At 71.5% G+C, this 20,724-nt stretch carries 24 protein-coding genes and 1 pseudogene; 7 read left to right on the forward strand and 18 right to left on the reverse strand.

Annotated elements, in window-relative coordinates; genetic code table 11:
- Positions 1-20 precede the first annotated feature (20 nt).
- The 6 genes from LUW87_RS10475 to LUW87_RS10500 form a co-directional block, all read right to left on the reverse strand.
- Positions 21-809 carry an ABC transporter permease gene (locus tag LUW87_RS10475; protein WP_232671120.1) on the reverse strand — a complete coding sequence of 263 codons (789 nt, stop codon included), beginning with the start codon at positions 807-809 and terminating at the stop codon, positions 21-23.
- A complete protein-coding gene (modA, locus tag LUW87_RS10480) occupies positions 806-1,624 on the reverse strand; it encodes a molybdate ABC transporter substrate-binding protein (RefSeq protein WP_232671121.1) in 819 nt (272 codons plus the stop codon). The genes LUW87_RS10475 and modA overlap by 4 nt, the downstream gene beginning before the upstream one ends.
- A gap of 38 nt (positions 1,625-1,662) precedes the next feature.
- Entirely contained in the window at positions 1,663-2,061 is a 399-nt protein-coding gene (locus LUW87_RS10485; protein ID WP_232671122.1) for a TOBE domain-containing protein, read from the reverse strand.
- A 171-nt stretch (positions 2,062-2,232) separates the two neighbouring features.
- Positions 2,233-2,649, reverse strand: a complete 417-nt coding sequence (locus LUW87_RS10490) for a hypothetical protein (protein WP_232671123.1) — start codon at positions 2,647-2,649, stop codon at positions 2,233-2,235.
- Between the two features lie 147 nt (positions 2,650-2,796).
- Positions 2,797-3,255 carry a ParB/Srx family N-terminal domain-containing protein gene (locus LUW87_RS10495; protein ID WP_232671124.1) on the reverse strand — a complete coding sequence of 153 codons (459 nt, stop codon included), beginning with the start codon at positions 3,253-3,255 and terminating at the stop codon, positions 2,797-2,799.
- A gap of 43 nt (positions 3,256-3,298) precedes the next feature.
- Entirely contained in the window at positions 3,299-3,937 is a 639-nt protein-coding gene (locus tag LUW87_RS10500) for a histidine phosphatase family protein (protein WP_232671125.1), read from the reverse strand.
- A gap of 115 nt (positions 3,938-4,052) precedes the next feature.
- Between LUW87_RS10500 and LUW87_RS10505 the strand changes: the two genes are divergently transcribed.
- Entirely contained in the window at positions 4,053-5,285 is a 1,233-nt protein-coding gene (locus tag LUW87_RS10505; RefSeq protein ID WP_232671126.1) for a CaiB/BaiF CoA transferase family protein, read from the forward strand.
- 16 nt (positions 5,286-5,301) lie between these two features.
- On the opposite strand, the gene LUW87_RS10510 is transcribed toward LUW87_RS10505, so the two are convergent.
- From LUW87_RS10510 to dacB, 8 genes and pseudogenes are all read right to left on the reverse strand, one after another.
- Complete coding sequence (locus LUW87_RS10510) at positions 5,302-5,703, reverse strand: universal stress protein (protein ID WP_346742472.1); 402 nt, start codon at positions 5,701-5,703, stop codon at positions 5,302-5,304.
- Positions 5,704-5,834: 131 nt separating this feature from the next.
- A pseudogene (locus LUW87_RS19250) lies at positions 5,835-7,324 on the reverse strand (SulP family inorganic anion transporter).
- A gap of 177 nt (positions 7,325-7,501) precedes the next feature.
- Entirely contained in the window at positions 7,502-7,816 is a 315-nt protein-coding gene (locus LUW87_RS10520) for a hypothetical protein (protein WP_232671127.1), read from the reverse strand.
- Positions 7,813-8,241, reverse strand: a complete 429-nt coding sequence (locus tag LUW87_RS10525) for a MerR family transcriptional regulator (protein ID WP_232671128.1) — start codon at positions 8,239-8,241, stop codon at positions 7,813-7,815. The genes LUW87_RS10520 and LUW87_RS10525 overlap by 4 nt, the downstream gene beginning before the upstream one ends.
- A gap of 148 nt (positions 8,242-8,389) precedes the next feature.
- Positions 8,390-9,163 (reverse strand): SDR family NAD(P)-dependent oxidoreductase, encoded by a 774-nt coding sequence (locus LUW87_RS10530; RefSeq protein ID WP_232671129.1) that lies wholly within the window; start codon positions 9,161-9,163, stop codon positions 8,390-8,392.
- Positions 9,164-9,236: 73 nt separating this feature from the next.
- Positions 9,237-10,367, reverse strand: coding sequence for an NDMA-dependent alcohol dehydrogenase (locus tag LUW87_RS10535; protein WP_232671130.1), 1,131 nt, complete (start codon positions 10,365-10,367; stop codon positions 9,237-9,239).
- Between the two features lie 251 nt (positions 10,368-10,618).
- Positions 10,619-10,888 carry a Rho termination factor N-terminal domain-containing protein gene (locus tag LUW87_RS10540; protein ID WP_232671131.1) on the reverse strand — a complete coding sequence of 90 codons (270 nt, stop codon included), beginning with the start codon at positions 10,886-10,888 and terminating at the stop codon, positions 10,619-10,621.
- 205 nt (positions 10,889-11,093) lie between these two features.
- Positions 11,094-12,488 carry a D-alanyl-D-alanine carboxypeptidase/D-alanyl-D-alanine endopeptidase gene (gene dacB, locus LUW87_RS10545; RefSeq protein WP_232671132.1) on the reverse strand — a complete coding sequence of 465 codons (1,395 nt, stop codon included), beginning with the start codon at positions 12,486-12,488 and terminating at the stop codon, positions 11,094-11,096.
- A 110-nt stretch (positions 12,489-12,598) separates the two neighbouring features.
- Between dacB and LUW87_RS10550 the strand changes: the two genes are divergently transcribed.
- Entirely contained in the window at positions 12,599-13,402 is an 804-nt protein-coding gene (locus LUW87_RS10550) for an SDR family NAD(P)-dependent oxidoreductase (protein ID WP_232671133.1), read from the forward strand.
- A 13-nt stretch (positions 13,403-13,415) separates the two neighbouring features.
- On the opposite strand, the gene LUW87_RS10555 is transcribed toward LUW87_RS10550, so the two are convergent.
- Complete coding sequence (locus tag LUW87_RS10555; protein WP_232671134.1) at positions 13,416-14,342, reverse strand: DNA-3-methyladenine glycosylase family protein; 927 nt, start codon at positions 14,340-14,342, stop codon at positions 13,416-13,418.
- Between the two features lie 223 nt (positions 14,343-14,565).
- Between LUW87_RS10555 and LUW87_RS10560 the strand changes: the two genes are divergently transcribed.
- Together LUW87_RS10560 and LUW87_RS10565 are read left to right on the forward strand one after the other, a co-directional pair.
- On the forward strand, positions 14,566-15,543 hold the full coding sequence (locus LUW87_RS10560; protein WP_346742552.1) for an LLM class flavin-dependent oxidoreductase: 978 nt from the start codon (positions 14,566-14,568) through the stop codon (positions 15,541-15,543).
- Positions 15,544-15,703: 160 nt separating this feature from the next.
- Positions 15,704-16,576: an SDR family NAD(P)-dependent oxidoreductase gene (locus LUW87_RS10565; RefSeq protein ID WP_232671136.1), complete on the forward strand. Its 873-nt coding sequence runs from the start codon at positions 15,704-15,706 to the stop codon at positions 16,574-16,576.
- A 64-nt stretch (positions 16,577-16,640) separates the two neighbouring features.
- On the opposite strand, the gene LUW87_RS10570 is transcribed toward LUW87_RS10565, so the two are convergent.
- Both LUW87_RS10570 and LUW87_RS10575 read right to left on the reverse strand, forming a co-directional pair.
- Positions 16,641-17,081 (reverse strand): nuclear transport factor 2 family protein, encoded by a 441-nt coding sequence (locus LUW87_RS10570; RefSeq protein WP_232671137.1) that lies wholly within the window; start codon positions 17,079-17,081, stop codon positions 16,641-16,643.
- A gap of 107 nt (positions 17,082-17,188) precedes the next feature.
- Entirely contained in the window at positions 17,189-17,593 is a 405-nt protein-coding gene (locus tag LUW87_RS10575) for a VOC family protein (RefSeq protein WP_232671138.1), read from the reverse strand.
- A gap of 110 nt (positions 17,594-17,703) precedes the next feature.
- Between LUW87_RS10575 and LUW87_RS10580 the strand changes: the two genes are divergently transcribed.
- The 3 genes from LUW87_RS10580 to LUW87_RS10590 all read left to right on the forward strand — a co-directional run bounded on the left by LUW87_RS10580 (position 17,704) and on the right by LUW87_RS10590 (position 20,162).
- Entirely contained in the window at positions 17,704-18,408 is a 705-nt protein-coding gene (locus tag LUW87_RS10580) for a hypothetical protein (protein WP_232671139.1), read from the forward strand.
- Between the two features lie 140 nt (positions 18,409-18,548).
- A complete protein-coding gene (locus tag LUW87_RS10585) occupies positions 18,549-19,619 on the forward strand; it encodes an Rv3169 family protein (protein ID WP_232671140.1) in 1,071 nt (356 codons plus the stop codon).
- Between the two features lie 105 nt (positions 19,620-19,724).
- Complete coding sequence (locus tag LUW87_RS10590; protein ID WP_232671141.1) at positions 19,725-20,162, forward strand: TIGR03618 family F420-dependent PPOX class oxidoreductase; 438 nt, start codon at positions 19,725-19,727, stop codon at positions 20,160-20,162.
- A gap of 13 nt (positions 20,163-20,175) precedes the next feature.
- On the opposite strand, the gene LUW87_RS10595 is transcribed toward LUW87_RS10590, so the two are convergent.
- Positions 20,176-20,670: a beta-class carbonic anhydrase gene (locus tag LUW87_RS10595; protein ID WP_232671142.1), complete on the reverse strand. Its 495-nt coding sequence runs from the start codon at positions 20,668-20,670 to the stop codon at positions 20,176-20,178.
- Positions 20,671-20,724 lie beyond the last annotated feature (54 nt).

Raw genomic sequence — 20,724 nt, forward strand, 5'->3', positions numbered from 1 at the left:
CCCGATCCGAGCGGCGACGGTCACGACCGCTCCAGCCACCGGTCGCGCAACGACACGATCACGAGCAGCGAGACCGCGAGCATGACCAGGCTGAGGGCGATGGCGACCTCGGGGTTGGCGTCGAGCGCGCCGTAGACCGCCAGGGGCAACGTCTGGGTCCGGCCCACGATGTTGCCGGCGAAGGTGATGGTGGCACCGAACTCGCCGAGGGCCCGGGCCCAGGCCAGCACGGCGCCGGCGGCCACCGACGGGGCCACCATCGGCAGCGTCACCCGACGGAAGACCGTGAGGCGGCCGGCCCCGAGCGTCGAAGCGACGGCTTCGTAGCGCTGGTCCATCGAACGCAGGGCGGCTTCGACGGTGATCACGAAGAAGGGCAGGGCGACGAACGTCTCGGCCAGGATGGCCCCCGCCGTGGTGAAGGTCAGCTGGATGCCGAACCAGTCGTAGAGGTGCTCGCCGACGAGCCCCCGGCGGCTGAACGCGCTGAGCAGCGCCACGCCGCCCACGACCGGCGGGAGCACGAGAGGCAGCAGCACCAGGGCGCGCACGAACGAACGGCCGGGGAAGCGGACCCGGGCGAGGGTCCAGGCCAGGGGCATGCCGACCAGCACCGACAGGACCGTCGCCCCGATCGAGCAGATGAGGCTCAGCCGCAGGGCGGTGGCGGCCTCCGTGCTGGTGAGGTCGTCGGTCAGGGTCGACCACGACGCCCGCTCGACGAGACCGACGAGAGGGATGAGGAAGAAGACGACCGTGAGGCCGGCGACGGCGACCACCAGCAGGGGTGGGCGCCGCGTCCGCCTCACGGTGCCCGGAATCCCGCCTCCTCGAGCACGGCCCGAGCCTCGGGACCGAGCACGTACGCAACGAAGGCGCGGGCCAACGCTTCGTCGGCCGCGCCCTCGACGACGGCGACCGGGTACCGGGCGATCACGTCGTGCTCCGGCGGGATGGCCACCACGTCGACGGCGTCGCCGGAGACCTCGGCGTCGGTCACGTACACGATTGCCGCGTCGGCGTCGCCTTCGGTGACCGCCCCCAGGGTGGCCTTGACGTCGCGACCCCGGGTGACGTCGGACTCGGGGATGACCACGCCAGCCGTCTCGAGGATCTGATCGGCGAACGCGCCACACGGGGCGGTGTCGACACAGAGCGAGATCGTCCCAGCGTCGGCCAGGTCGGCCAGCGCGGTGACGTTCCTGGGGTTGCCCGGCTTGGTCACGACGATCATCTGGTTGGTGGCGAAGACCTCGCTCGTTCCGGCCACCAGGCCCCCGTCGACGAGCCTGGCCATGGTGGCCTCGTCGGCGAACGCGGCGACATCGACTGGTGCGCCCTCCTCGATCTGGGTGGCCAGCGTCCCCGAGGACCCGAGGTTGAGGTCGACCGTCACGTCGAGGTTGGCCGCCTCGAAGTCGCCCCCGATGGCCTCGAAGGCGTCGGTCAGGGACGCGGCCGCCGACACGGTGACGGTGCCGGTGAGGGCCGGCGCGGTGCCCGCGGCGTCGGAGAGGGAGGGGTCCGAGGCACCCGAGCCGCCCGATCCGCAGCCGGCGACCACGAGCCCGGCGACCACGACGACGAGCACGGCGCGAGACGGGGTCAGAGGCCGGCGGGGCACCTCGGTCGTCCTTCTGGGGCCGGATGAGGCGGTCACGGTCAGGGGGTCGGGATCTCGACGATGACGCTCGTGGACTTCACCGCCGCGGTGGCCAGATCACCGGGCTCCAGGTCCAGCTCGTCGACCGCCTCGCGGGTCATGAGCGAGATGAGGCGGTGCGGGGGCGCGTGGATCTCGACGAGCGCGGTGATCGTGTCGCGCTCGACCCGGGTGACGATGCCGGTGAAGCGGTTGCGGGTCGACTGCGCCAGCAGTGACTCGGGCTCGTAGGCCTTGGTCTGCTCCGTGAGGTATCGAGCGAGGTCGGCGCCGTCGACGGCGCGGTGCCCGCCCGCGCTGCGAACGGTCTTCAGCTTCCCCTCGTCGCACCACCGACGAACGGTGTCCACGCTGACGCCCAGCAGCTCGGCGACCTGGCGGGTCCGGTAGACGGCCATCGGCTCAGCCTAGACAAACCTCGCATATGCGTACATGTGGAGACGAAGGAGCTGTAGATGCGAGCCTCTTCGGCCAGCGCCGCGCCACAGCAGCGGCACGCATGACGCATTGCACGCGATCGGCGGCCGCTCGGCACCCCGGCAGTCTCGGCGTGGGACCGCCGGGTGGAGCTAGGCCGCCTGTCGGCGCCGGCGGACCTCGATGTGGGCCAGTCGGCGCACGGCTTCGTGGTCGTCCGCGGCGAGGTGGCGCACCACGGCGCCCGGAGCAGCGGGGTTGGTGGCCACCCGAGCCCTGACGGCGGGGTGGTCGTCGCTGGCCAGGATGGCGTACAGCTCGGTGTCGAGATCGGGCCGACCGGCGACGGTCGCTCGGACCTGGGGCCGGGTCGAGGCCACGGCACTGGCCACCAGCGTGTGCACCCTCGGGTGCGTCGCCAACACATCGGTCGCCCCGTCGTTGCCGGCGGCACCCCACAACGCCACGTCGGTGACGAGCTCGTCGTCGGCGAGAGCCACCGCCAGGCAGTCGACGTCGAGCAGCGCGGCGACTGCGACCTCGGCCCGCACCTCGTCAGCTCGAGTCATGGGATCACCACCTGTCCGTGGTCGGGAACTGACCCCTATCCAACCACGACTGAGAGTAGTGATGCAGGGACCCTCAGCGGTCACGGCGTGGGCCGGCCCCTCGCGCAGGTGTCGTGGCGAGCCTCAGGGGCGCGCGCTCGAGTCCGATCACTGTGGCGGAGGGGCGCGGAAGCGCTCCGGCCCGGAGGGATCGTCGAAGCCCACGATCGACCAGACCTCGGTCTCGCCGGCCCGGCGAAGGCTCTCGACGCGGTGGTTCCCGTCCTCGAGCACCAACTGCCCGTCCTGGAAGGTGACGACGACGGGCGGCGGCTCCCAGCCGTCCTCGTCGATCTTGTCCTCCATCTCCTCGACGTCGTCGCGCCAGTAGTCGTCGTCGACCGTGCGCAGCACGGGGTCCCCCGACGGGCCGGCCAGGCGGTGGAGGCGATCGATCGGCAGGCGCACCGGCCCGAGCCACCAGCGCCACCGCTCGGCGAGGATCCCGGCCAGCTCGGCGTTGTCGCTGCCCGGGCTGGCGAGGAAGCACCCCACCCACTCCTGCAGCTCGTCGCGTGATGCTGCCTCCCGGGCCGAGGTCACCGAGTACTGCTGATCGTCTGCCATGGCCGTCCCTCTACCCGGGACCGCCGACCCCGCGCCCTCGCGGTCAGTCCTGGCGGTCGAGGCCCACCAGGTGGGTGGTGGCGTTGAAGCCGTGCAACGTCCAGCGGGCGCGCTCGGGATCGTGCTCCCACTCGGTGAGCCCGGTGTTCGTGGGCTGCAATCGCGTGCCGGTCCCCGAGTGGGGGGCGCCCAGCATCAACCGCACCGAGGCCTGGATGACCCCTGCGTGGCAGACGGCCACGACCGTCTGCCCGGCGTGCTCCCGGGCGATCCGCGCCATCATCTGCCCCACCCGCTCGTGGAAGCTGTTCCAGCTCTCACCCCCCGGGGCGAACACCCGCTCCGGTTCGGCTTCCATGTCGAACCCGCCGTAGCGGTCGGCGTACTCGGCCCAGTCGAGGCCATCGGCCTCGCCGGTGTGGACCTCGCAGAGATCGCAGTGGCTCCCCCCGAGCTCCAACCCGAGACCGGGGGCGATGATGCTCGCCGTCTCGACGGCACGGGGCAGGACGCTCGCGATCAGGGCATCGGCCTGGATGCGGCCGGTGGCGGCCAGGTGCTCGCGCAGCGCCTCAGCCTGCCGGCGACCGTGAGGCGTGAGGCCCGAGCAACCCGTCGGGCCGGCGATGACCCCGTGGAAGCCGGCGAACGCCTCACCGTGGCGGACGAGGATCAAGCGCATGGACGCCACGGTAGGAGCGTCGCGCCCGACCCGGGCACCGAGGCGCCCGTCCGGCGCGGACCCCACGCTCGCCATGGAAGAGTTGGAGCCGCCGCGAACAGGGGGAACCACCACGATGACCACGACCACCGACGCTTCCGACCGCACCGACGACCGCACGACCCCCGGACCCCTCTCCGGGGTGAAGGTGCTCGACCTCTCGATCGCTCTCACCGGCCCCTACGCCACGGTGCTCCTGGCCGATCAGGGTGCCGAGGTGGTCAAGGTCGAACGCCCCGGCATCGGCGACATCGCCCGGTGGGTCGGGGTGGCGGTCAACAACATGAGCGCCTTCTACCTGGCCTGCAACCGCGGCAAGCGTTGCATCGCCGTCGACCTCGGCACCGACGAAGGCCGCGACATCGTGCTGCAGCTGGCCGCCGAAGCCGATGTCGTCGTCCAGAACTTCCGGCCCGGTGTCGTCGACCGCCTCGGTGTCGGCTACGAGGCCGTGCGGGCCCTGAACCCCGACGTCGTGTACGCCTCGATCTCCGGCTACGGACCCGAAGGCCCCTACCGCGACCGCAGCGCCTACGACACGTCGATGCAGGCCTACGCCGGGTTCGCCGCCAACCAGGCCGACCCCAACGGCGGACCGCCCACCTTCCTGCGCCAGAACGGCGCCGACAAGGTCAGTGCCCTCTACGCCTGCCAGGCGATCACCGCCGCCCTCTTCGCCCGGGCCAACGGCCACGGCGGCCAGCACGTCGAGCTGGCCATGGCCGACGCCTGCGTGTCGTTCCTGTGGGCCGACTCGGCGGGCAACGAGGTCCTGCTCGACTCCGACGGTTCGCTGCCCTCGAGCTTCAACGCCGGCTTCCAGCCGATGCGCTTCCTCGACGGGTGGGGCATCGTCGTGCCGACGACCGACGGCGACTTCGCCGGCATGTGCAAGTCGCTCGACGTGGAGGGCTTCGACGACCCCCGCATCGCCACCGTGGGCGAACGGCGCAAGAACCGCGAGGTGCTCGAGCCGATCATGGACATGTGCTACGCCATGGCCGCCAACCTCACCCAGGAGGAGGCCATCGCCCGCTTCGAGCGGGAGCGGGTGCCCTTCGCCATGGTCCTCTCGGCCGCCGAGGTGGTGGACGACCCTCACGCCGTGGCCATCGAGATGTTCCACGAGTTCGACCACCCCGTCGTGGGTCGCGCCCGGCTGCCCCGTCACCCGGCGCAGTTCAGCAGCACCCCGGCGGCGCTCGGTGGCGACACCGCCGCGCTGGGCCAGCACACCGACGAGGTCCTCGCCGAGCTGGGCCTGGCCGAGCGCACCGCCGAGCTGCGCGAGCGCGGCGTCGTGGCCTGATCGGCGCCGTTCTCGGTCAGCTCTCGTGGCGGGCGCCCGGGGGGACGACGACCACCGGGCACTCGGCGTGCTGGGCGCAGTGCTGGCTCACCGAACCGAGCACCAGGCTGCGGATCCCTCCCCGACCACGGGATCCGACGACCAGCAGATCGGCGTGCGTCGATGCCTCGACGAGGCGCTGACCAGGATCGCCTTGAGCCACCTCGGCCACGATGTCGGCGTCCTCACCGAGGGCCTCGCGGGCCCGGGCCGTGACCTCGTCGATGAGCGCGCGGGCGGGGTCGGCGGCCTCGTGCACCGCCTCGGCGTAGCTGATGGCGCTGGCCGGGTTGCCCGGCAGCTCGGCATCGACGACGTGCAACAGCACGAGCGTGGCGTGCCGCAGCCCGGCCTCGCCGATGGCCCACGACACCGCCACCCGTGACCCGTCTGAGTCGTCGACCGCGACGACGATGAGGTTGTGGGCGTTGGCGGGTTCGGTGGTGATGTCGGGCTCCGGTGGTGGGTGTGGGTGTGGGTCGCTGAGGAGGTGCGGCGGACGGGCGATGGTCAGTGGCTGCTGGCCAGACGACCCGTGAGCCGGGTGTGCAGGTTCTCGCTGTGGGGGTTGAGGCCGATGACCTCGGCGGTGATCCCCCGGGCATGGAACTTGGCGACGACGGCGTCGAGGGCGGCGACGGCCGAGGAGAGTCCCACACGTGGGCGTCGGTGAGGTCGATGACCACCTCGGGAGTGGGATCGGTGTAGTCGAACGCGTGCACCAGCTCGTTGGTGGAGGCGAAGAAGAGCTCTCCGGCGACGGCGTAGACCCGGACCTTGCCGTCGGGGTCGACCACGCTGGTGACCTCGGCGACGTGCGCCACCCGACGGGCGAAGAACACGGCTGCGAGCACCACGCCGGCGAGCACGCCCAGGGCGAGGTTGTGCGTGACCACCACGATCGCCACGGTGACCACCATCACCGCGGTCTCCGACTTGGGGGTCTGGCGGACGGTGGAGGGCTTGATGCTGGCCCAGTCGAAGGTGGCGATGGCGACCACGATCATCACGGCCACCAGGGCCGCCATGGGGATCTGGGCCACGAGGTCGCCGAACACCAGCAGCATCACCAGGAGGAACACGCCGGCGGAGAGCGTCGACAGGCGGGTCCGCCCCCCGGACTTCATGTTGATCATGGACTGCCCGACCATGGCGCAGCCGGCCATGCCCCCGAGGAACCCGGTGGCGGTGTTGGCGATGCCCTGGCCCCGGCACTCCCTGTCCTTGTCGGAGGGGGTGTCGGTGATGTCGTCGATGAGCTGCGCGGTGAGCAGCGACTCGAGGATGCCGACCACGGAGAGGGTGAGGGCGTAGGGGAGGATGATCATGAGGGTGTCGAACGTGAAGGGCACCCCGGGTAGGCCGAAGAACGGCAGCGTGTCGGGCAGCTCGCCCATGTCGCCCACCGTCGGCACCTGCAACCCCGCGATCACGGCCACCACGGCGACGAGCACGATGGCCACGAGGGGGGCGGGGATGGCGGTGGTGAGCTTCGGCAGGCCGTAGATGACGCCGAGGGCGGCGGCCACCAGGGCGTAGACCACCCAGGTCTCGCCCAGGACGCTCTCCACCTGGGCCTTGAAGATGAGGATGGCCAGGGCGTTGATGAAGCCGATCATCACCGTGCGGGGGATGAAGCGCATCAGCTTGCCGACACCGGCGAAGCCGAAGGCGACCTGCAACAGGCCGGCGAGGATGGTGGCGGCGAAGAGGTACTCGACGCCGTGCTCCTTCACCAGGGGCACGACCACCAGGGCCATGGCGCCGGTGGCGGCCGAGATCATGCCCGTACGGGCACCGGTGAAGGCGGTGATGATGGCGATGGAGAACGAGGCGTAGAGGCCGACCTTGGGGTCGACTCCCGCGATGATCGAGAAGGCGATGGCCTCGGGGATGAGGGCCAGGGAGACGAGGAGCCCGGCCAGGAGGTCGCCCTTGGGGTTCGAGAACCACGCAGAGCGGATGCGGGCGCGCACGGGCGCAGGCGTGGACGTGAGCACAGGGCCTCCTGGATCGGTTTCGGGCCGCAGCCTCGGGGGAACTCACCGGGCTCGCGGGACGACCGACCGACCGGGACCGTGGAAACCTACCGTTACGTGAGGTGAGAGTCGAGGGCCGAGGGATGGCCATCCGTCACACCTGCGGACGGTGCCTCCCGGGGGCGGCCCGGTGGCAGCTCAGCCGGCAGGGTTGTCGCGGGGCGGCAGCGGCACGTTGGTCTGGCGTTGCTGGCGCAACAGGTCGGCGTCGCACTCGGGGCAGAGGTGCACCACGGTGATGTAGGAGATCGACAGCTGCGACCCACGGGACTTCTCCCACGCGGCCTGCGGTACGGGTTCGACGTCTGCCCGACCGCAGGTCGGGCAGCGGGGACTCGGGTCGCGGTCCCACCGGGCCCCGCACTGCTCGCACCGCAGTTCGATGAGATCTCCCTTCGCGGTGCCCAGGAGGTGCTCGTCGGTGCCACAGGAGGGACAGGCGATGTCGGTCACGGCGCCCCTTCGTCTCCTGCGCCGCGCCCAGACGACCTCTGCGTCAACGTGGCGGTGAGCGACTCGGCCGCGGCCAGATCCCGGCGCAGCCGTGCACAACGCTGCTCGGCTGCTCGGGCGAACTCCCCGAGCCTCGAGGCCAGCGCATCACGCTGCGCCGACGAGGACGTCGGGTCCTCCACCGCGTCGAGCACGACGAGCAGTTCGCGCATCTCCTCGAGGCGGAAGTCCAACGGCTTCATGTCCTTGACGAGCTGGAGCCGCTCGATGTCGGCGTCGGTGTAGAGCCGGAAGCCTCCGGTCGACCGACCCGACGGGATCACCAGGCCGACCTCTTCGTAGTGACGGATGGTCCGCAGCGAGAGCCCCACGACCTCGGCGACCTCCCCGATCTGGTGGTAGGGCTTGGAGGGGTCGACGGTCACGGCTCGGGCCTCATGGTCCGCCGAGGGTAACGCCCGGACGCGGCCCCCAGCGCTCGACCCGCTCCACCGGGAGCACGCCCCGCTCGGCGCGGCCCGGCCCCCGGGCATCGGGGAGGCAGGGTGCGGACGAGCCCGTCGGACCGGTCCGTCAGACCTTGTAGCCGCCGTCGACGCTGATGACCTGGCCGGTCACGCCGCGTCCGTCGTCGCCGGCCAGCAGGGTGGCCATGCCGGCCAGCTCGTCGGCCTCGAGGATCCGACCCTGCAGGCTCTCGGCGGCCGCCTTCGCCTCCTCGACCTCGGCGGTGGTGCCCCGGGCGGCAGCGATGCGCTCGAAGTCGACCAGCGAGGTCCTGGTCCACCCCGGGCACAGCAGGTTCACGTTGATGCCGAAGGGCGCCGCCGACTTGGCCAGCTCCTTGGTGAAGCCGACCAGCCCGTGCTTGGCCGCGGTGTAGCCGACGGAGGCGCCCGTTCGCTTCGAGGCCCCCGACCCGATGCTGATGATGCGCCCGGAACCCTGCTCTCTCATGGCGGGGAGGGCGGCCGTGGTCGTCCACCACGCCGAGGTGAGGTTGAGCACCACCGTCTGCTCGAAGGCGCCGTCGTTGGCGGCGAACGGGTCGGGGTTGCCACCGACGGTGCCGCCGACGTTGTTGACCAGCACGTCGACCCGACCGAAGCGGTCGAGCGCCTCGGTGACGGGACGCCGGGCCTCGTCGCGGTCCATGGCATCGGCCACGACGGCCAGCCCCCGTTCGTCACCCACGCCGGCCGCCGCGAGCGTGGTCTCGAGGTCGGTGCCGGTTCGGGAGGAGACCACGACGGTGGCCCCTTCGGCGGCGTAGCGCAGGGCGATGGCCCGACCGATGCCCCGCCCCCCACCGGTGATGACCGCCACCTTGCCGTCGAGCTGCCCCATCCCCGTCCTCTCCTCGTGGCCGCGACCCGCGGGCCGGGCCGCCTCGTGCTGCGATCTCAGAGCCCGTGCGGTCTCAGAACTCGATGACCCCGCGGATGTTGCGTCCGGCGAGCATGTCCTCGTAGCCCTGGTTGACCTCGTCGAGGGTGTAGCGGCGGGTCACCAGCTCGTCGAGGCGCAGGACCCCCTGGCGGTACATCGAGAGCAGGCGGGGGATCTGGTCGCGGGGGTTCTGGGACCCGAAGATGGTGCCCTTGATCTCCTTGTTCGACATGGAGAGCATCATCAAGTTGAGCTGCACGTCGGACTCCATGGCCGGCGCCAGACCGGTGACGACGAGGGTGCCACCCTTGGCGGTGAGGTCCATGGCGGGCTGGATCATGTCGCCGTGCACGACGCCGGGGGCCAGGATGACCCGCTCGGCCATGATGCCCTCGGTCATGTCACGGACCGCCTCGGCGGCCTCCTCCATCGAGGCGTAGGTGTGGGTGGCGCCGAAGGCCATGGCCTGCTCGCGCTTCATCTCCACCGGGTCGACGGCGATGACCCGCTGGGCCCCGGCGATCTTGGCGCCCTGCACGGCGTTGATGCCGATGCCACCGATGCCCACCACGACGACGTTGTCGCCGGGCACGGTGCCGGCCCGCTCGGTGGCCGACCCGAACCCGGTGGCCACGCCACACGACGTGAGGGCCACGACGTCGAAGGGCAGGTCGGGATCGACCTTCACCAGCGAGTCCTCGTTGACCAGGATCTTCTCCGAGAACGTGCCGGCCTGGGCGTAGCGCCCGACCGGCTCGCGGCTGCCGTCGGCCCGGGTGACGTGGTGGGCCACCCGACCGTCGCTCATCATGCCGATGTCGAAGAGCTTGGCGCCCGAGTCGCAGAGGTACTGGCGGCCCGTGGAGCACCAGCGGCACTTTCCGCAGGCGGGGATGAAGGAGACGGCGACGTGGTCGCCGGGCGCCAGGTCGCGCACGTCGGGGCCCACCGCCTCCACGACGCCAGCGCCCTCGTGGCCGCCGATCAGCGGCACCGGAAGGGGCAGGTCACCGGTGTGAGCGTGGTCGTCGGAGTGGCACAGCCCGGCGGCCTTGATCGAGACCAGCACGTCGTTGGCCTTCGGGTCGTCGAGCTCGACGTCCTCGATCTTCCAGTCCTCGCCGTAGCCCCACAGCACCGCTGCCCGCGTCGTCGTCCCCATCTGACCCCTGCCTCCTCACCCCTCGGGGGTGATCGTCGTCTCCCCCGATCATGGTGCACGGACCCACCCTCCGCCCACCCACCGACCTTGCCCCTGTCCTGGACCGCGCCGGTCGGGGTGCAGTCGAGTCGGTCGGGACCCGAACTCGACGTGTCGGACCGAGCGCTTCGGGTCGGCGCTCGATCCCCACATTCACGCGGGTCGGGAGTCCAGCGGATGCGGCGTCGGCGCCCGAACTGGACCGGGGCGGGTCAGTGGTTGCGCAGGGCGTCGATCAGCTCGTCCTTGTTCATCGTCGAACGCCCCTCGATGCCGACCTCGCGGGCCCGGTCGTAGAGCTCGTCCTTGGTGCGGTCCTCGTAGCGCTCGCCCTCGCCCCCCCGCCGCCCGACGGTGCTGCGGCCCTCGTTGGCTGACGCGTTGGCGATGCGAGCCGCCTTCTCCTTGCTCATCCCCTCGTCGCGGAGGGCCTCGTACTGCTCGTCGTCCTTGACCGAGGGTCCGGGTGATCGCTGCGGCATGGTGACTCCAATCTCTCGCGAGCGAGGCGCGCTCGCGGGGCGTGTGCTCGTCGTCGTCACCCGCGCGCTACCCATTCGGGCGCGAGTCATGCCGTCTGCGCGTGCGCCCACCTGCCGCCTGCTCTTCACCCACCTGTCGGACTCGAGCGCTCACCGGCCGCGCTCGAGTCGGACGACGACGCGCGTTTCGGTGTCGGTGGGGCCCTCACAGGCCGACGACGGCCGCCACCAGCCGGTCGATCGCCGTCACCGACCCCTGCGCCACTCCCGGCTCGCCGTTCACCACCACCGAGAAGACGGCCGTGCGTCCGTCGGAGGTGGTGGCGTAGCCGGACAGCGCGCTCCCACCGATGATGCTGCCCGTCTTGGCCCGAACGCTGCCGTGGGTGGCGGGGCCCCGCAACCGCCCCGACAGGGTGCCCGACACCCCGGCCACGGGCAGCTGCCCGACGAAGGTCGGTCCCCACGGCTGGACGGCCGCCACCTGCAGGAGCCGACGCCACTCCCTCGCCGAGCGCAGGTTGGCCCGCGACAGACCGGACCCGTCGCCGCCGGCGCCGGCCAGGTGGAGGCACCACGGCTCGAGGGCGGCGGCGATCCGCGCCAGGCCCTCGTCGGTGGAACCGGCGCCGATCTCCCTGAGCAGCGACTCGGCGACCTCGTTGTCGCTGCGCACCAGCATCGTCCTCGTGAGCTCACCGAAGGTGGGGGACTCCAGGGCGGCCACCACCGGATCCGTGGGCTGCGCCTCGCCGTGGACGACGACCGGCTCGACCCCCACACCGGCCGTGCCCAGGCGGGCGGCGAAGGCGGTCGCGTTGCCCAGGGCGGGATCGGCCAGGTAGGCCGCGTCGGTCCGAGTCCGGTTGTCGTCGACGACGAGGGCCGACATCGGACCGACGTAGATCGGAACCTGCCAGTCCTGCCAACCGCGCGCCGTGGTCGACGCCTCGAAGTGCGACGCGTCGACGACCATCGCGGCGGCCGTCGCCACCCCCGCGGCCCGCACCTGAGCGGCCAGCGCGCTCAGGGAATGGGGCCCGGCGCTCCGCAACGTCGGGTCACCTCCGGCCACCAGCACCAACCGGTCGTCGGTCTGGCGCACCTCGGTGCGGAACCGACCCTGGGGGTCGAGCAGGAGGTGGGCGCCGAGCGCGGTGAACAGCTTCTGGTTCGAGGCCGGCAACAGCGCTCGATCGGGTTCGACGGCGACGACCTCCCCATAGCCCTCGACCCACACCGAGATCGACCGGTCGAGGCCCGACCAGGCCGGATGGGCGAGCGCGGCATCCACCCGGGCCTGCAGCTCGGCCGGGACGGACTCGGTCCCTGCGTCGAGCGCCGGGCGCCGGTCGCACACCGGCGGGGGAGGGGTGGTCGTGGTGGTCGACGGCACCGGGGCAGACGTCGGCGAGATCACGGCCGCGTGCGCCCCGGCATCACGGCCCGCCGTCGAGGACGCCGACTCGACCGATCCCGTCGACACGGTCGTGGCGACCAGGACCGCCGCCAGCGCGCTCACCGCCGCGACGGCGAGCGCCACCCGCCACCGCCGCCCTGGACGGGAACGACCGGCCTGGCCGTCGCTCCGGGACTCCATCACCCAAGGGTGCCAGGGTCGCGGCCCCGACCTCGTTCACCCCGCCGCCCACACCCCGTGGCAGGATCGCCGGGCGCCGGGCGCTCTGGAGCCCGGGCGGGGAGGCAGACGTGCAGCTCGGACTCGACGACAAGGTCGCGCTCGTCACCGGGTCGTGGCGGGGGACCGGGGCGGGCATCGCCGAGGTGCTGGCCGCCGAAGGCGCCACCGTCCTGGTGCACGGCCTGGAGCCCGGCCCCGCCGACGCCACCGTCGCCGCCATCGAGCGCGCCGGCGGCCGGGCCGTCGCCGTGCACGGCGACATCCGCACCGACGACGGGGCCGCCGAGCTGCGCGCCTCGGTCGAGGCGGTCGTCGACCGGGTCGACATCGTGGTCAACAACTACGGAGCCGCCGACGGGACCACGTGGGAGGACGCCACCGGCCCGTCGTGGCACGCCAGCTACGACACCAACGTGGTCTCGGCCGTCCGGGTGGTCGACGCGTTCGTCGACGGCATGCGCCAGCGGGGCTGGGGTCGCATCGTGTTCGTCGCCACCGTCGGCGCCACCCGACCCGGCGAACGCAACCCGGAGTACTACGGCGCCAAGGGAGCCTTGCCGGCCGTCACCGTGAGCCTGGCCCGCCACCTCGCCGGCACCGGGATCACGGTGAACTGCGTGAGCCCCGGGCTGATCGCCACCCCCGAGGTGATCGAGCGCTTCACGGCCCAGGCCCGGCGCCGAGGGCTGGACACCGACTGGGCCAGCGTCGAACGCCACGTCCTGGAGTCGGTGATGCCCAACCACACGGGACGGGTGGCCTTCCCCGAAGACATCGGCCGCTTCGTCGCCATGGTGGTGAGCGAACCCTCGTGGCACCTCAACGGGGCCCACCTGCGCATCGACGGGGGCGCCGCCGACGCGGTGACCTGACCGAACGGGGCCGTCAGCTCCGGCGGATGTCCCGGCGGGCGGCTCTCGGCGCCCGCCGCGTCGGCCACGCCCCGGCGGTGACCGCCAGGCGGATCACCCGCTGGCGATGGGGTCGGAACGGCTCGAGGAGCTCGAGCATCCGGGCGTCGTCGCCGTCGCGCTCTCCGGCCAACAGCCACGACATGGCGCCGGGGATGCCGGCGTCGCCGAGGATCACCGTGTCGGCGTCGGCCCAGGTCGTGGCGGCCAGGCAGGTACGGGTCCAGGGACCGATGCCGGGCACCGTGGCCAGGGCGGAGAGCGCCGCCGACGGGTCGTCGGCATCGAACCGGTGCCCCCACCGCGACATGGCCTGGGCGGCCCGCCGCAGGGCATCGGCCCGCCGTCGTTCGATCCCGAAGCGGTGGAGCTCGTGGTAGCCCATCGTCGCCACGACGTCGGGCGCGGGCGGAACCAGCCGGTCCGACCCCGGGACGGGCGTCCCGAGGGCCTCCACCGTGCGTCGCCACTGCGCGGCGGCGTCGACGGTCTGCACCCGCTGTTGCACGACGAAGAACGCCAGGTCGTGCCACAGCGTGCCGGTCCGCGTGAGCCGCAGCCCAGGGTGACGGCGCCAGAGCTGACGCACGGCCGGAACGAGGGGGTCGAACCCGCTGGGGTCGTCGTCGCAACCCAACAGCCCGGGTGCCCGGTCCACCAGCCACGCCCCGCCGTCGCCGAAGCCGGTGACCTGCGCCTCGCCGGCCCCCGGCCGCCACGTCACGGTGATCGCGCCCGGACCCTCGGGGGTGAGCGATGCGCGGTCGAACCGACCGACACCGAGGTGCACGCTCGGATCACCCCGCAACATGGCCAACGGTCGCAGCGTGCCGGCCAGGTCGATGGCGCCCGTGAGCACCACCCGCTCGGCGCGCACTGCGGGCCGGCCCCCGAGGGTCACGCGCCGGCCTCGGGCCGGCCCCACCCCCCAGGGCACCCGGGTCGGACCTCCGCGTCGCGCCACATGCCCCTGACACTAGAGAGCCGGTCGGCGGTCCTGACCGGCACCGTGCCGGTCGCGCGAGCCGTCGACGAGCGACGACGCCATCGACGGCACCTACCATCTCTCGTCTCGCCGACGCCCGATGCCGAGGCGACGACATCGATCCAGGGGGATGGCACTCGTGTACCTGATGCGCTTCGACATGCGGACACCCGAGGGCGGGGCGAGCACGACCGAGCTGTACCGCACCGCCCTCGAGATGGCCGAGTACGGCGAGAGCCACGGCGCGTTCACCACCGTCCTGTGCGAGCACCACGGCCTCGCCGACGGCTACCTGCCGGCCCCCATGACCCTGGCCACCGCCATGGCAGCTCGCACCTCTGCGCTGCCCATCAACATCTCGGTGCTGCAGCTGCCCCTCTACGACCCGGTGCGCCTGGCCGAGGAGATGTGCGTCCTCGACATCATCAGCGGTGGGCGGGTGTCGTACACCACGGCCATCGGCTACCGCCCCGACGAGTACGAGATGTACGGCGTCGACTTCCACCGCCGCGGCAAGATCGCCGAGGAGAAGCTGGGCGTGCTGCTGGCGGCCAAGACCGGCGAGCCCTTCGAGCACGAAGGCCGCCACATCCACGTGACCCCGGCGCCGGTCACCCCCGGCGGCCCCACGATCTCGTGGGGCGGGGGCAGCCTGCCCGCCGCTCGCCGGGCCGGCCGCCACGGCATCGGGTTCTTCGGTCAGAAGGAGGACCCGGCACTGGCCGAAGCCTACGAGGCCGAGGCCCGCGCCCACGGGCACGAGCCCGGTTTCTGCTACCTCCCGCCGCGCGACTCGGCCACCACGGTGTTCGTGGCCGACGACGTCGACGAGGGCTGGGACGAGCTCGGCTCCTACCTCATGTACGACGTGCTCAGCTACGCCGAGTGGAACGGGGGCGACACCGACGTGACCTCCACCTCGGCGGCCACCACGGCCGAGGAGCTGCGGGCCGAGAACCGCAGCCACCGCATCCTCACGGTGGACGAGGCGGTGGCGTCCATCCAGGGTGGTCGGCCTCTGGCCCTACACCCCCTCGTCGGTGGCCTTCCGCCGGAGCTGGCCTGGAAGTACCTGAAGGTGGTCGGCGAGAAGGTCATGCCCGCCCTGGGGAACTGACCCACCTCCACCCCTTCATCCCCGATCACGCTGCTGCGACCACCGGCCGTGGCGTCCGCTGGGCGCCTCCCGTCGTCGACGTGGCCGCCGCGGCGACGTGCCAGCATGAGCGGGCGACCCGGGGCGACGAGGCACCGGGCCGGTTCGATCAGGGGGACGCATGAAGGAACTACGGGGCAAGGTCGCGGTCATCACCGGTGGGGCCGGGGGCATCGGCCGGGCCATGGCCGAGCGGTTCCTCGCCGAGGGCATGAAGGTCGTCATCGCCGACATCAACCAGGACGCCCTCGATCAGGCCGTCGGTGAGATGGCCGCCGACGGAGCCGAGATCGCCGGGGTGCGCACCGACGTCTCCAAGCTCGAGTCGGTCGAGGCCCTGCGCGACGCCACCCTCGACCGCTTCGGTGCCGTCCACGTGCTGTGCAACAACGCCGGCGTGGCGTCCGGTGCCCACGGCAAGGTCTGGGAGCACGAGATCAACGACTGGCGCTTCGCCTTCAGCGTGCACGTCTACGGCGTCATCAACGGCATCAACGCCTTCGTGCCCCACCTCCTCGAGCAGGGCGGCGAGGCCCACATCGTCAACACGTCGTCGAACAACGGTGGGTTCTCCCCCATCGCCAGCGCCGCCACCTACGCCACGGTGAAGTCGGCCGTCGTGACCCTCTCCGAGTGCCTGTGGGGCCAGCTCCACGAGGTGGGGTCCGACATCGGCGTCTCGGTGCTGTTCCCGACGGGCAAGACCAAGGGGATCCTCGACACCGGCATCTGGGCTGCGGCCGAGCGCCCGCCGGAGTTCGCCCCCGACGAGCCCGTCGACACCTCCAACAAGATGCAGATGTGGATCCAGATGCAGGAGGCAGCCGGCACCCCGGTGGTCTTCACCCCCTTGTCGGAGGTGGCCGAGACCGTGGTCGACGGCCTCTACGCCAACCGCTTCTGGATGGTCGAGGAGGGCCGCTTCGAGGAGGCGGTGCAGGCTCGCACCGACATCATCCTGCGGCGGGCCGATCCCGACTACCAGGTCGGCTGAGGCCGCTGCCCGGCTGATCCGGTCCCGGCGATCCCCTCGCCGGACCGGACCGGATCGGGTCGGCTCAGGAGCCGGCGCCCTGGGTGGAGACGGTGATGATGTGCTCGAGCCACCACTGCGGGGCGTTGTCGGTGATGTTGGAGATGTTCGAGTAGTCGTGCCAGCGGAAGATCTTGCCGTCGCGCAGCTCGGTGACCGACACGAAGGAGTGGTCGATGACCTCTCCGGTGTGGAAGTGCCACCGCTCGGTGTGCTCGGTCATCACCAGGTCGCCCTCGGCGATCATGTTGGTGCCGTCGAGGTGCTCGTAGCCCGACAGCGGCTCGAGACCGATCTTGACCCGGTCGACCACGCCGTCGGGCCCGTTGCCACCCTCGCCGGGGGTGCCCACGTCGGTGTAGTGGGCGTCGTCGGTGAGCAGCGCCTTCATCCCGTCCCAGTCGCGGGCGGCGAGCGCGTCCCAGTAGCGCTGGACGATCGCCTTGTTGGTCTCGGTGTCACTCAACGGCTCGAGCTCCTCGTCGCGGGGTGCGCCCGGATGGCGCAGCGGCGCTCGGAACCCTAGGACGATCGACGGGCGCAGCGCGGGCTGCGCCCGTGAGCCCCGGCCGGTCAGCTCCCGGGCGGCTTGGCGTCGCCGACGTACTGCACCAGCTCGACGAGGTAGCCGTCGGGGTCCTTCACGAAGCCCACGATGACCGGCCAGCGCTCCAGCTTCTCGGGCACCATGTCGGACTCGCAGCCCCACTCGACGGCCTTGTCGTGCACCGCCATGGCGTCGTCGACGTTGAAGTAGATCTTCCAGAGGGCGAAGCCGTGATCGATGGCTTGGCGTCCGTTGTAGCGCTCGGCGAGCTGCAGCCGCCCTCCGCCCTGGTCGGCCGCCAACACGATCTCGTGCACATCGTCGATCTCGGTGCGGCTCTGCACCTTCAGCCCGACGACCTCGGTGTAGAAGCGCTCCGAGGCCTCGATGTCGTTCACGTAGATGCAGTACTGCCCGACCGTGGTCGCCATGTCTCTCCCCTGTCCCCCAGGACCCGGGCTCGTGGTGCCCGGGCTCGTGGCCGTCGACGTTACCGCCGACTCGGAGACGCCTGCCGACGAGCGCTGGTAGACCCACGGCCATGGAACCCTCCGGTTTGATCTTCGCCGCCCTCGACTGCGACGCCGACGCCATCGAGTGGTGGAACCGTTGGTACGACCTCGAGCACACGCCCATGAACCTGTGCCTCGACGGCGTGCTCCTGAGCCGTCGCTACGTCGCGCCGCCCCACCTGCACGCCGCTCGCGTCACGGCGCCCGGGTCGCCCTTCGCCGACGGCCGCGCCACCTTCCTCACCACCTACGTGCTCGGCGGCGACCCGCAGGTCGCCTTCGACGCCATGAGCGTCGAGCTCCCGAAGCTCTACGACACCGGCCGCATGACCTTCCCGGCCGACAAGAAGGTGGTGCGTGAGGGCGACGTCTTCGCCGGCGGGGCCACCGCCGCCCCGGCCGCCCTGCAGCTGAAGCGACGCGAGATCCCCTTCGTGGGCCACACCGGCGTCATCGTGGTGCAACGCCACGGACCCGACGACCGCGCCGCCGCCATCGCCGAGCTCGACGGGGTGAGCGGCGTGTGGACGCTCGAGTCCCGCAACCGTCCCGGCCTCGCCCTCGACGTGATCTTCGTGGAGGACGACCCCGGAGGGCGGGCGCGAGCCATCCGCGAGGCGGTCCCCCACACGGCCGAGGTGGTGCTCGACGCCCCGTTCCTGCTCATCGACCCCCTGCGCTACCCGTGGGCGGAGGAGATCCGGTCGTCCGACCTCCCGGCCACCATCGCCTGACCCCGACGCCCTCCGCTCGGCGACCCACCCCGACCCACCGGCCCCGGCAACCGGGCGACCTGGGAGGCGGCCCTGGGGCTGCGGGCCGCCGCAGAACCTGGAACGATGGCACGCGTCTCTAGGGGGAGGAACCTTCACACATGACCGTTTCGTCGTGGGACGACTATCCCGTCCACCAGTCGTCGAACTGGATCGCCCACGTGGCGACCAGCGACCGCAACTTCTACGACCGCTACTACTTCAACGCCTTCGACACCGGCGGCGACTTCATGGTCGTGATGGGCTTCGGGCAGTACCCGAACCTGCAGACCACCGACGCCTTCGTCACCGTGCGCCGCGGCGGCGAGCAGCACATCGTGCGCTCCTCCAAGCCGCTCGAGGACCGCTCCGACCTCTCTGTCGGACCCATCCGCGTCGAGGTGCTCGAACCGCTGAAGCGGCTGCGCTTCGTCGTCGAGCCCACCGAGCACACCGTGGCCATGGACATCACGTGGGAGGGGTTCGGGCCGGCCATCCCCGAACCCAACCAGTTCATCCGCAACGGCAATCGGATCACGTTCGACACCCAGCGCCTGGCCCAGATGGGCTCGTGGAGCGGCTCGATCGAGGTCGACGGCCATGCCTTGGCGGTCGACCCGTCCACGACGTGGGGTTCACGCGACCGGTCGTGGGGCGTGCGCCCCGTGGGTGAGAAGGAGCCCGAGGGCATCTACGCCGACACCGTGCGCCGGGGCGGCATGTGGAGCTACTTCCCCATGCGCTTCGAGGACCACTGCATCTACTACATCTGCTCGGAAGGGGCCGACGGAAGCCGCAGCCTCGAGCAGGCCGAACGGGTGTGGCTCGACGGTCGCATCGAGCAGTTGGGCCGCACCGAGCACGACCACCGCTTCGTGCCCGGCATGCGCCTGCTGTCGGACTCCACCATCTCGTTCCCCGACGCCGGCTTCGAGATCGAGTGCACCTCGTTGCTGCCCAACTTCCTCGCCATCGGCACCGGCTACGGCTTCGAGGAGGACTGGCGCCACGGCATGTACCAGGGTCCCGAGCTGGTGGTGCACGGCCTCGTGCACCAGGTCGACGACATCGCCATGCTCGGGTCGTACGCCGTGGTCGACCACGCCGCCCGCTTCACCTACGAGGGCCACACCGGCCACGGGCTCTACGAGCACGCCTTCTCCGGGGTGATGCCCAAGTACGGCCTGGAGTAGCGGGCCGGGTCCCGGCCCGTCGGGGGTCGAGGCGTCGTCGGCGCCTCGACCCCTTCCCTTCGCACCCGATCCGGGGGAGAGTGCAGGGACTGCGAGGAGGTGGACATGACCGTCCTGCGTTCCATCCCGGCTCCGGCCCAGACCCTGCTCGGCTCCAACGCCCTGGCCCACCTGGTCACCCAGAACCCCGACGGATCACCGCAGGTCTCGGTGGTGTGGTGCGGCGTGCGCGACGACCAGGTCTTCTTCTGCGCCGAGGGGTCCACCGCCAAGGTGCGCAACATCCGGCGCCATCCGGCGGTCGTGCTGTCCATCGAGGACGAGGCCCGCAACGTGGCCGGCACCCAGCAGCACCTGTTGGTGTACGGCGACGCCCGGGTGGTGGCCGAGCCCGCCGACCGGGCGCTGTGCGACGAGCTGTGCCGGGTCTACGTGGGCACCGCCGACCACCCGCTCAACCTCGGCCGGTCGCCGGGGTCGGTCACCGTGGCCGTCGACGTGCGCCGCATCGGGGGCAACGGCCCCTGGACCCTCGACGAGTGAGCGTCCGCCGGCCTCAGACCACCTCGCGGAGGCGCCCGGTCTCGACCTCGTAGACGAAGCCGCGCACGGCATCGGTCTTCGGGACGAACGGGCTGGCCTGGATGCGGGCGATGGACTGGCGGACGTCGTCGTCGAGGTCCGAGAAGGCCTCGAGGGCGAAGCTCGGCCGCACACCGGTGTCGGCCTGGATCTGGGCCTTCACGTCGGCGTCGGTGAAGGTCAACATGCCGCAGTCGGTGTGGTGGACGAGGATGATCTCCTCGGTGCCGAGCAGGCGCTGGCTGATCGTGAGCGAGCGGATGGCGTCCTCGCTCACCACACCCCCGGCGTTGCGGATCACGTGGGCATCGCCCTCTTCGAGTCCGAGGGCCCGGGCGGGGTCGAGGCGGGCGTCCATGCACGCCAGCACGGCGACCTTCTTGGCCGGGGGCAGGGGGAGATCGCCCTTGGTGAAGCCAGTGGCGTAGCCGTCGTTGTTGGCGAGCAGCTCATCGGTCGTGGTGGGCATGGGGGCCTCCGTGGTCGGGTCGGAACCGAAAGCCTACAAAGCTGATCGGAAATA

The organism is Rhabdothermincola salaria, assembly GCF_021246445.1.
GTDB lineage: Bacteria > Actinomycetota > Acidimicrobiia > Acidimicrobiales > Acidimicrobilacustridaceae > Rhabdothermincola_A > Rhabdothermincola_A salaria.

Excerpts from the sequence above, each read along its gene's own strand:
- LUW87_RS10500 (WP_232671125.1), bottom strand. The coding sequence starts at position 3,937 with ATGCGCTTGATCCTCGTCCGCCACGGTGAGGCGTTCGCCGGCTTCCAC.
- LUW87_RS10490 (WP_232671123.1), bottom strand. The coding sequence starts at position 2,649 with ATGACTCGAGCTGACGAGGTGCGGGCCGAGGTCGCAGTCGCCGCGCTG.
- LUW87_RS10575 (WP_232671138.1), bottom strand. The coding sequence starts at position 17,593 with ATGGCGACCACGGTCGGGCAGTACTGCATCTACGTGAACGACATCGAG.
- LUW87_RS10505 (WP_232671126.1), top strand. The coding sequence starts at position 4,053 with ATGACCACGACCACCGACGCTTCCGACCGCACCGACGACCGCACGACC.
- LUW87_RS10530 (WP_232671129.1), bottom strand. The coding sequence starts at position 9,163 with ATGGGGCAGCTCGACGGCAAGGTGGCGGTCATCACCGGTGGGGGGCGG.
- LUW87_RS10565 (WP_232671136.1), top strand. The coding sequence starts at position 15,704 with ATGAAGGAACTACGGGGCAAGGTCGCGGTCATCACCGGTGGGGCCGGG.
- LUW87_RS10590 (WP_232671141.1), top strand. The coding sequence starts at position 19,725 with ATGACCGTCCTGCGTTCCATCCCGGCTCCGGCCCAGACCCTGCTCGGC.
- dacB (WP_232671132.1), bottom strand. The coding sequence starts at position 12,488 with ATGGAGTCCCGGAGCGACGGCCAGGCCGGTCGTTCCCGTCCAGGGCGG.
- LUW87_RS10540 (WP_232671131.1), bottom strand. The coding sequence starts at position 10,888 with ATGCCGCAGCGATCACCCGGACCCTCGGTCAAGGACGACGAGCAGTAC.
- LUW87_RS10580 (WP_232671139.1), top strand. The coding sequence starts at position 17,704 with ATGGAACCCTCCGGTTTGATCTTCGCCGCCCTCGACTGCGACGCCGAC.
- LUW87_RS10595 (WP_232671142.1), bottom strand. The coding sequence starts at position 20,670 with ATGCCCACCACGACCGATGAGCTGCTCGCCAACAACGACGGCTACGCC.
- LUW87_RS10585 (WP_232671140.1), top strand. The coding sequence starts at position 18,549 with ATGACCGTTTCGTCGTGGGACGACTATCCCGTCCACCAGTCGTCGAAC.
- LUW87_RS10495 (WP_232671124.1), bottom strand. The coding sequence starts at position 3,255 with ATGGCAGACGATCAGCAGTACTCGGTGACCTCGGCCCGGGAGGCAGCA.
- LUW87_RS10535 (WP_232671130.1), bottom strand. The coding sequence starts at position 10,367 with ATGGGGACGACGACGCGGGCAGCGGTGCTGTGGGGCTACGGCGAGGAC.
- LUW87_RS10485 (WP_232671122.1), bottom strand. The coding sequence starts at position 2,061 with ATGGCCGTCTACCGGACCCGCCAGGTCGCCGAGCTGCTGGGCGTCAGC.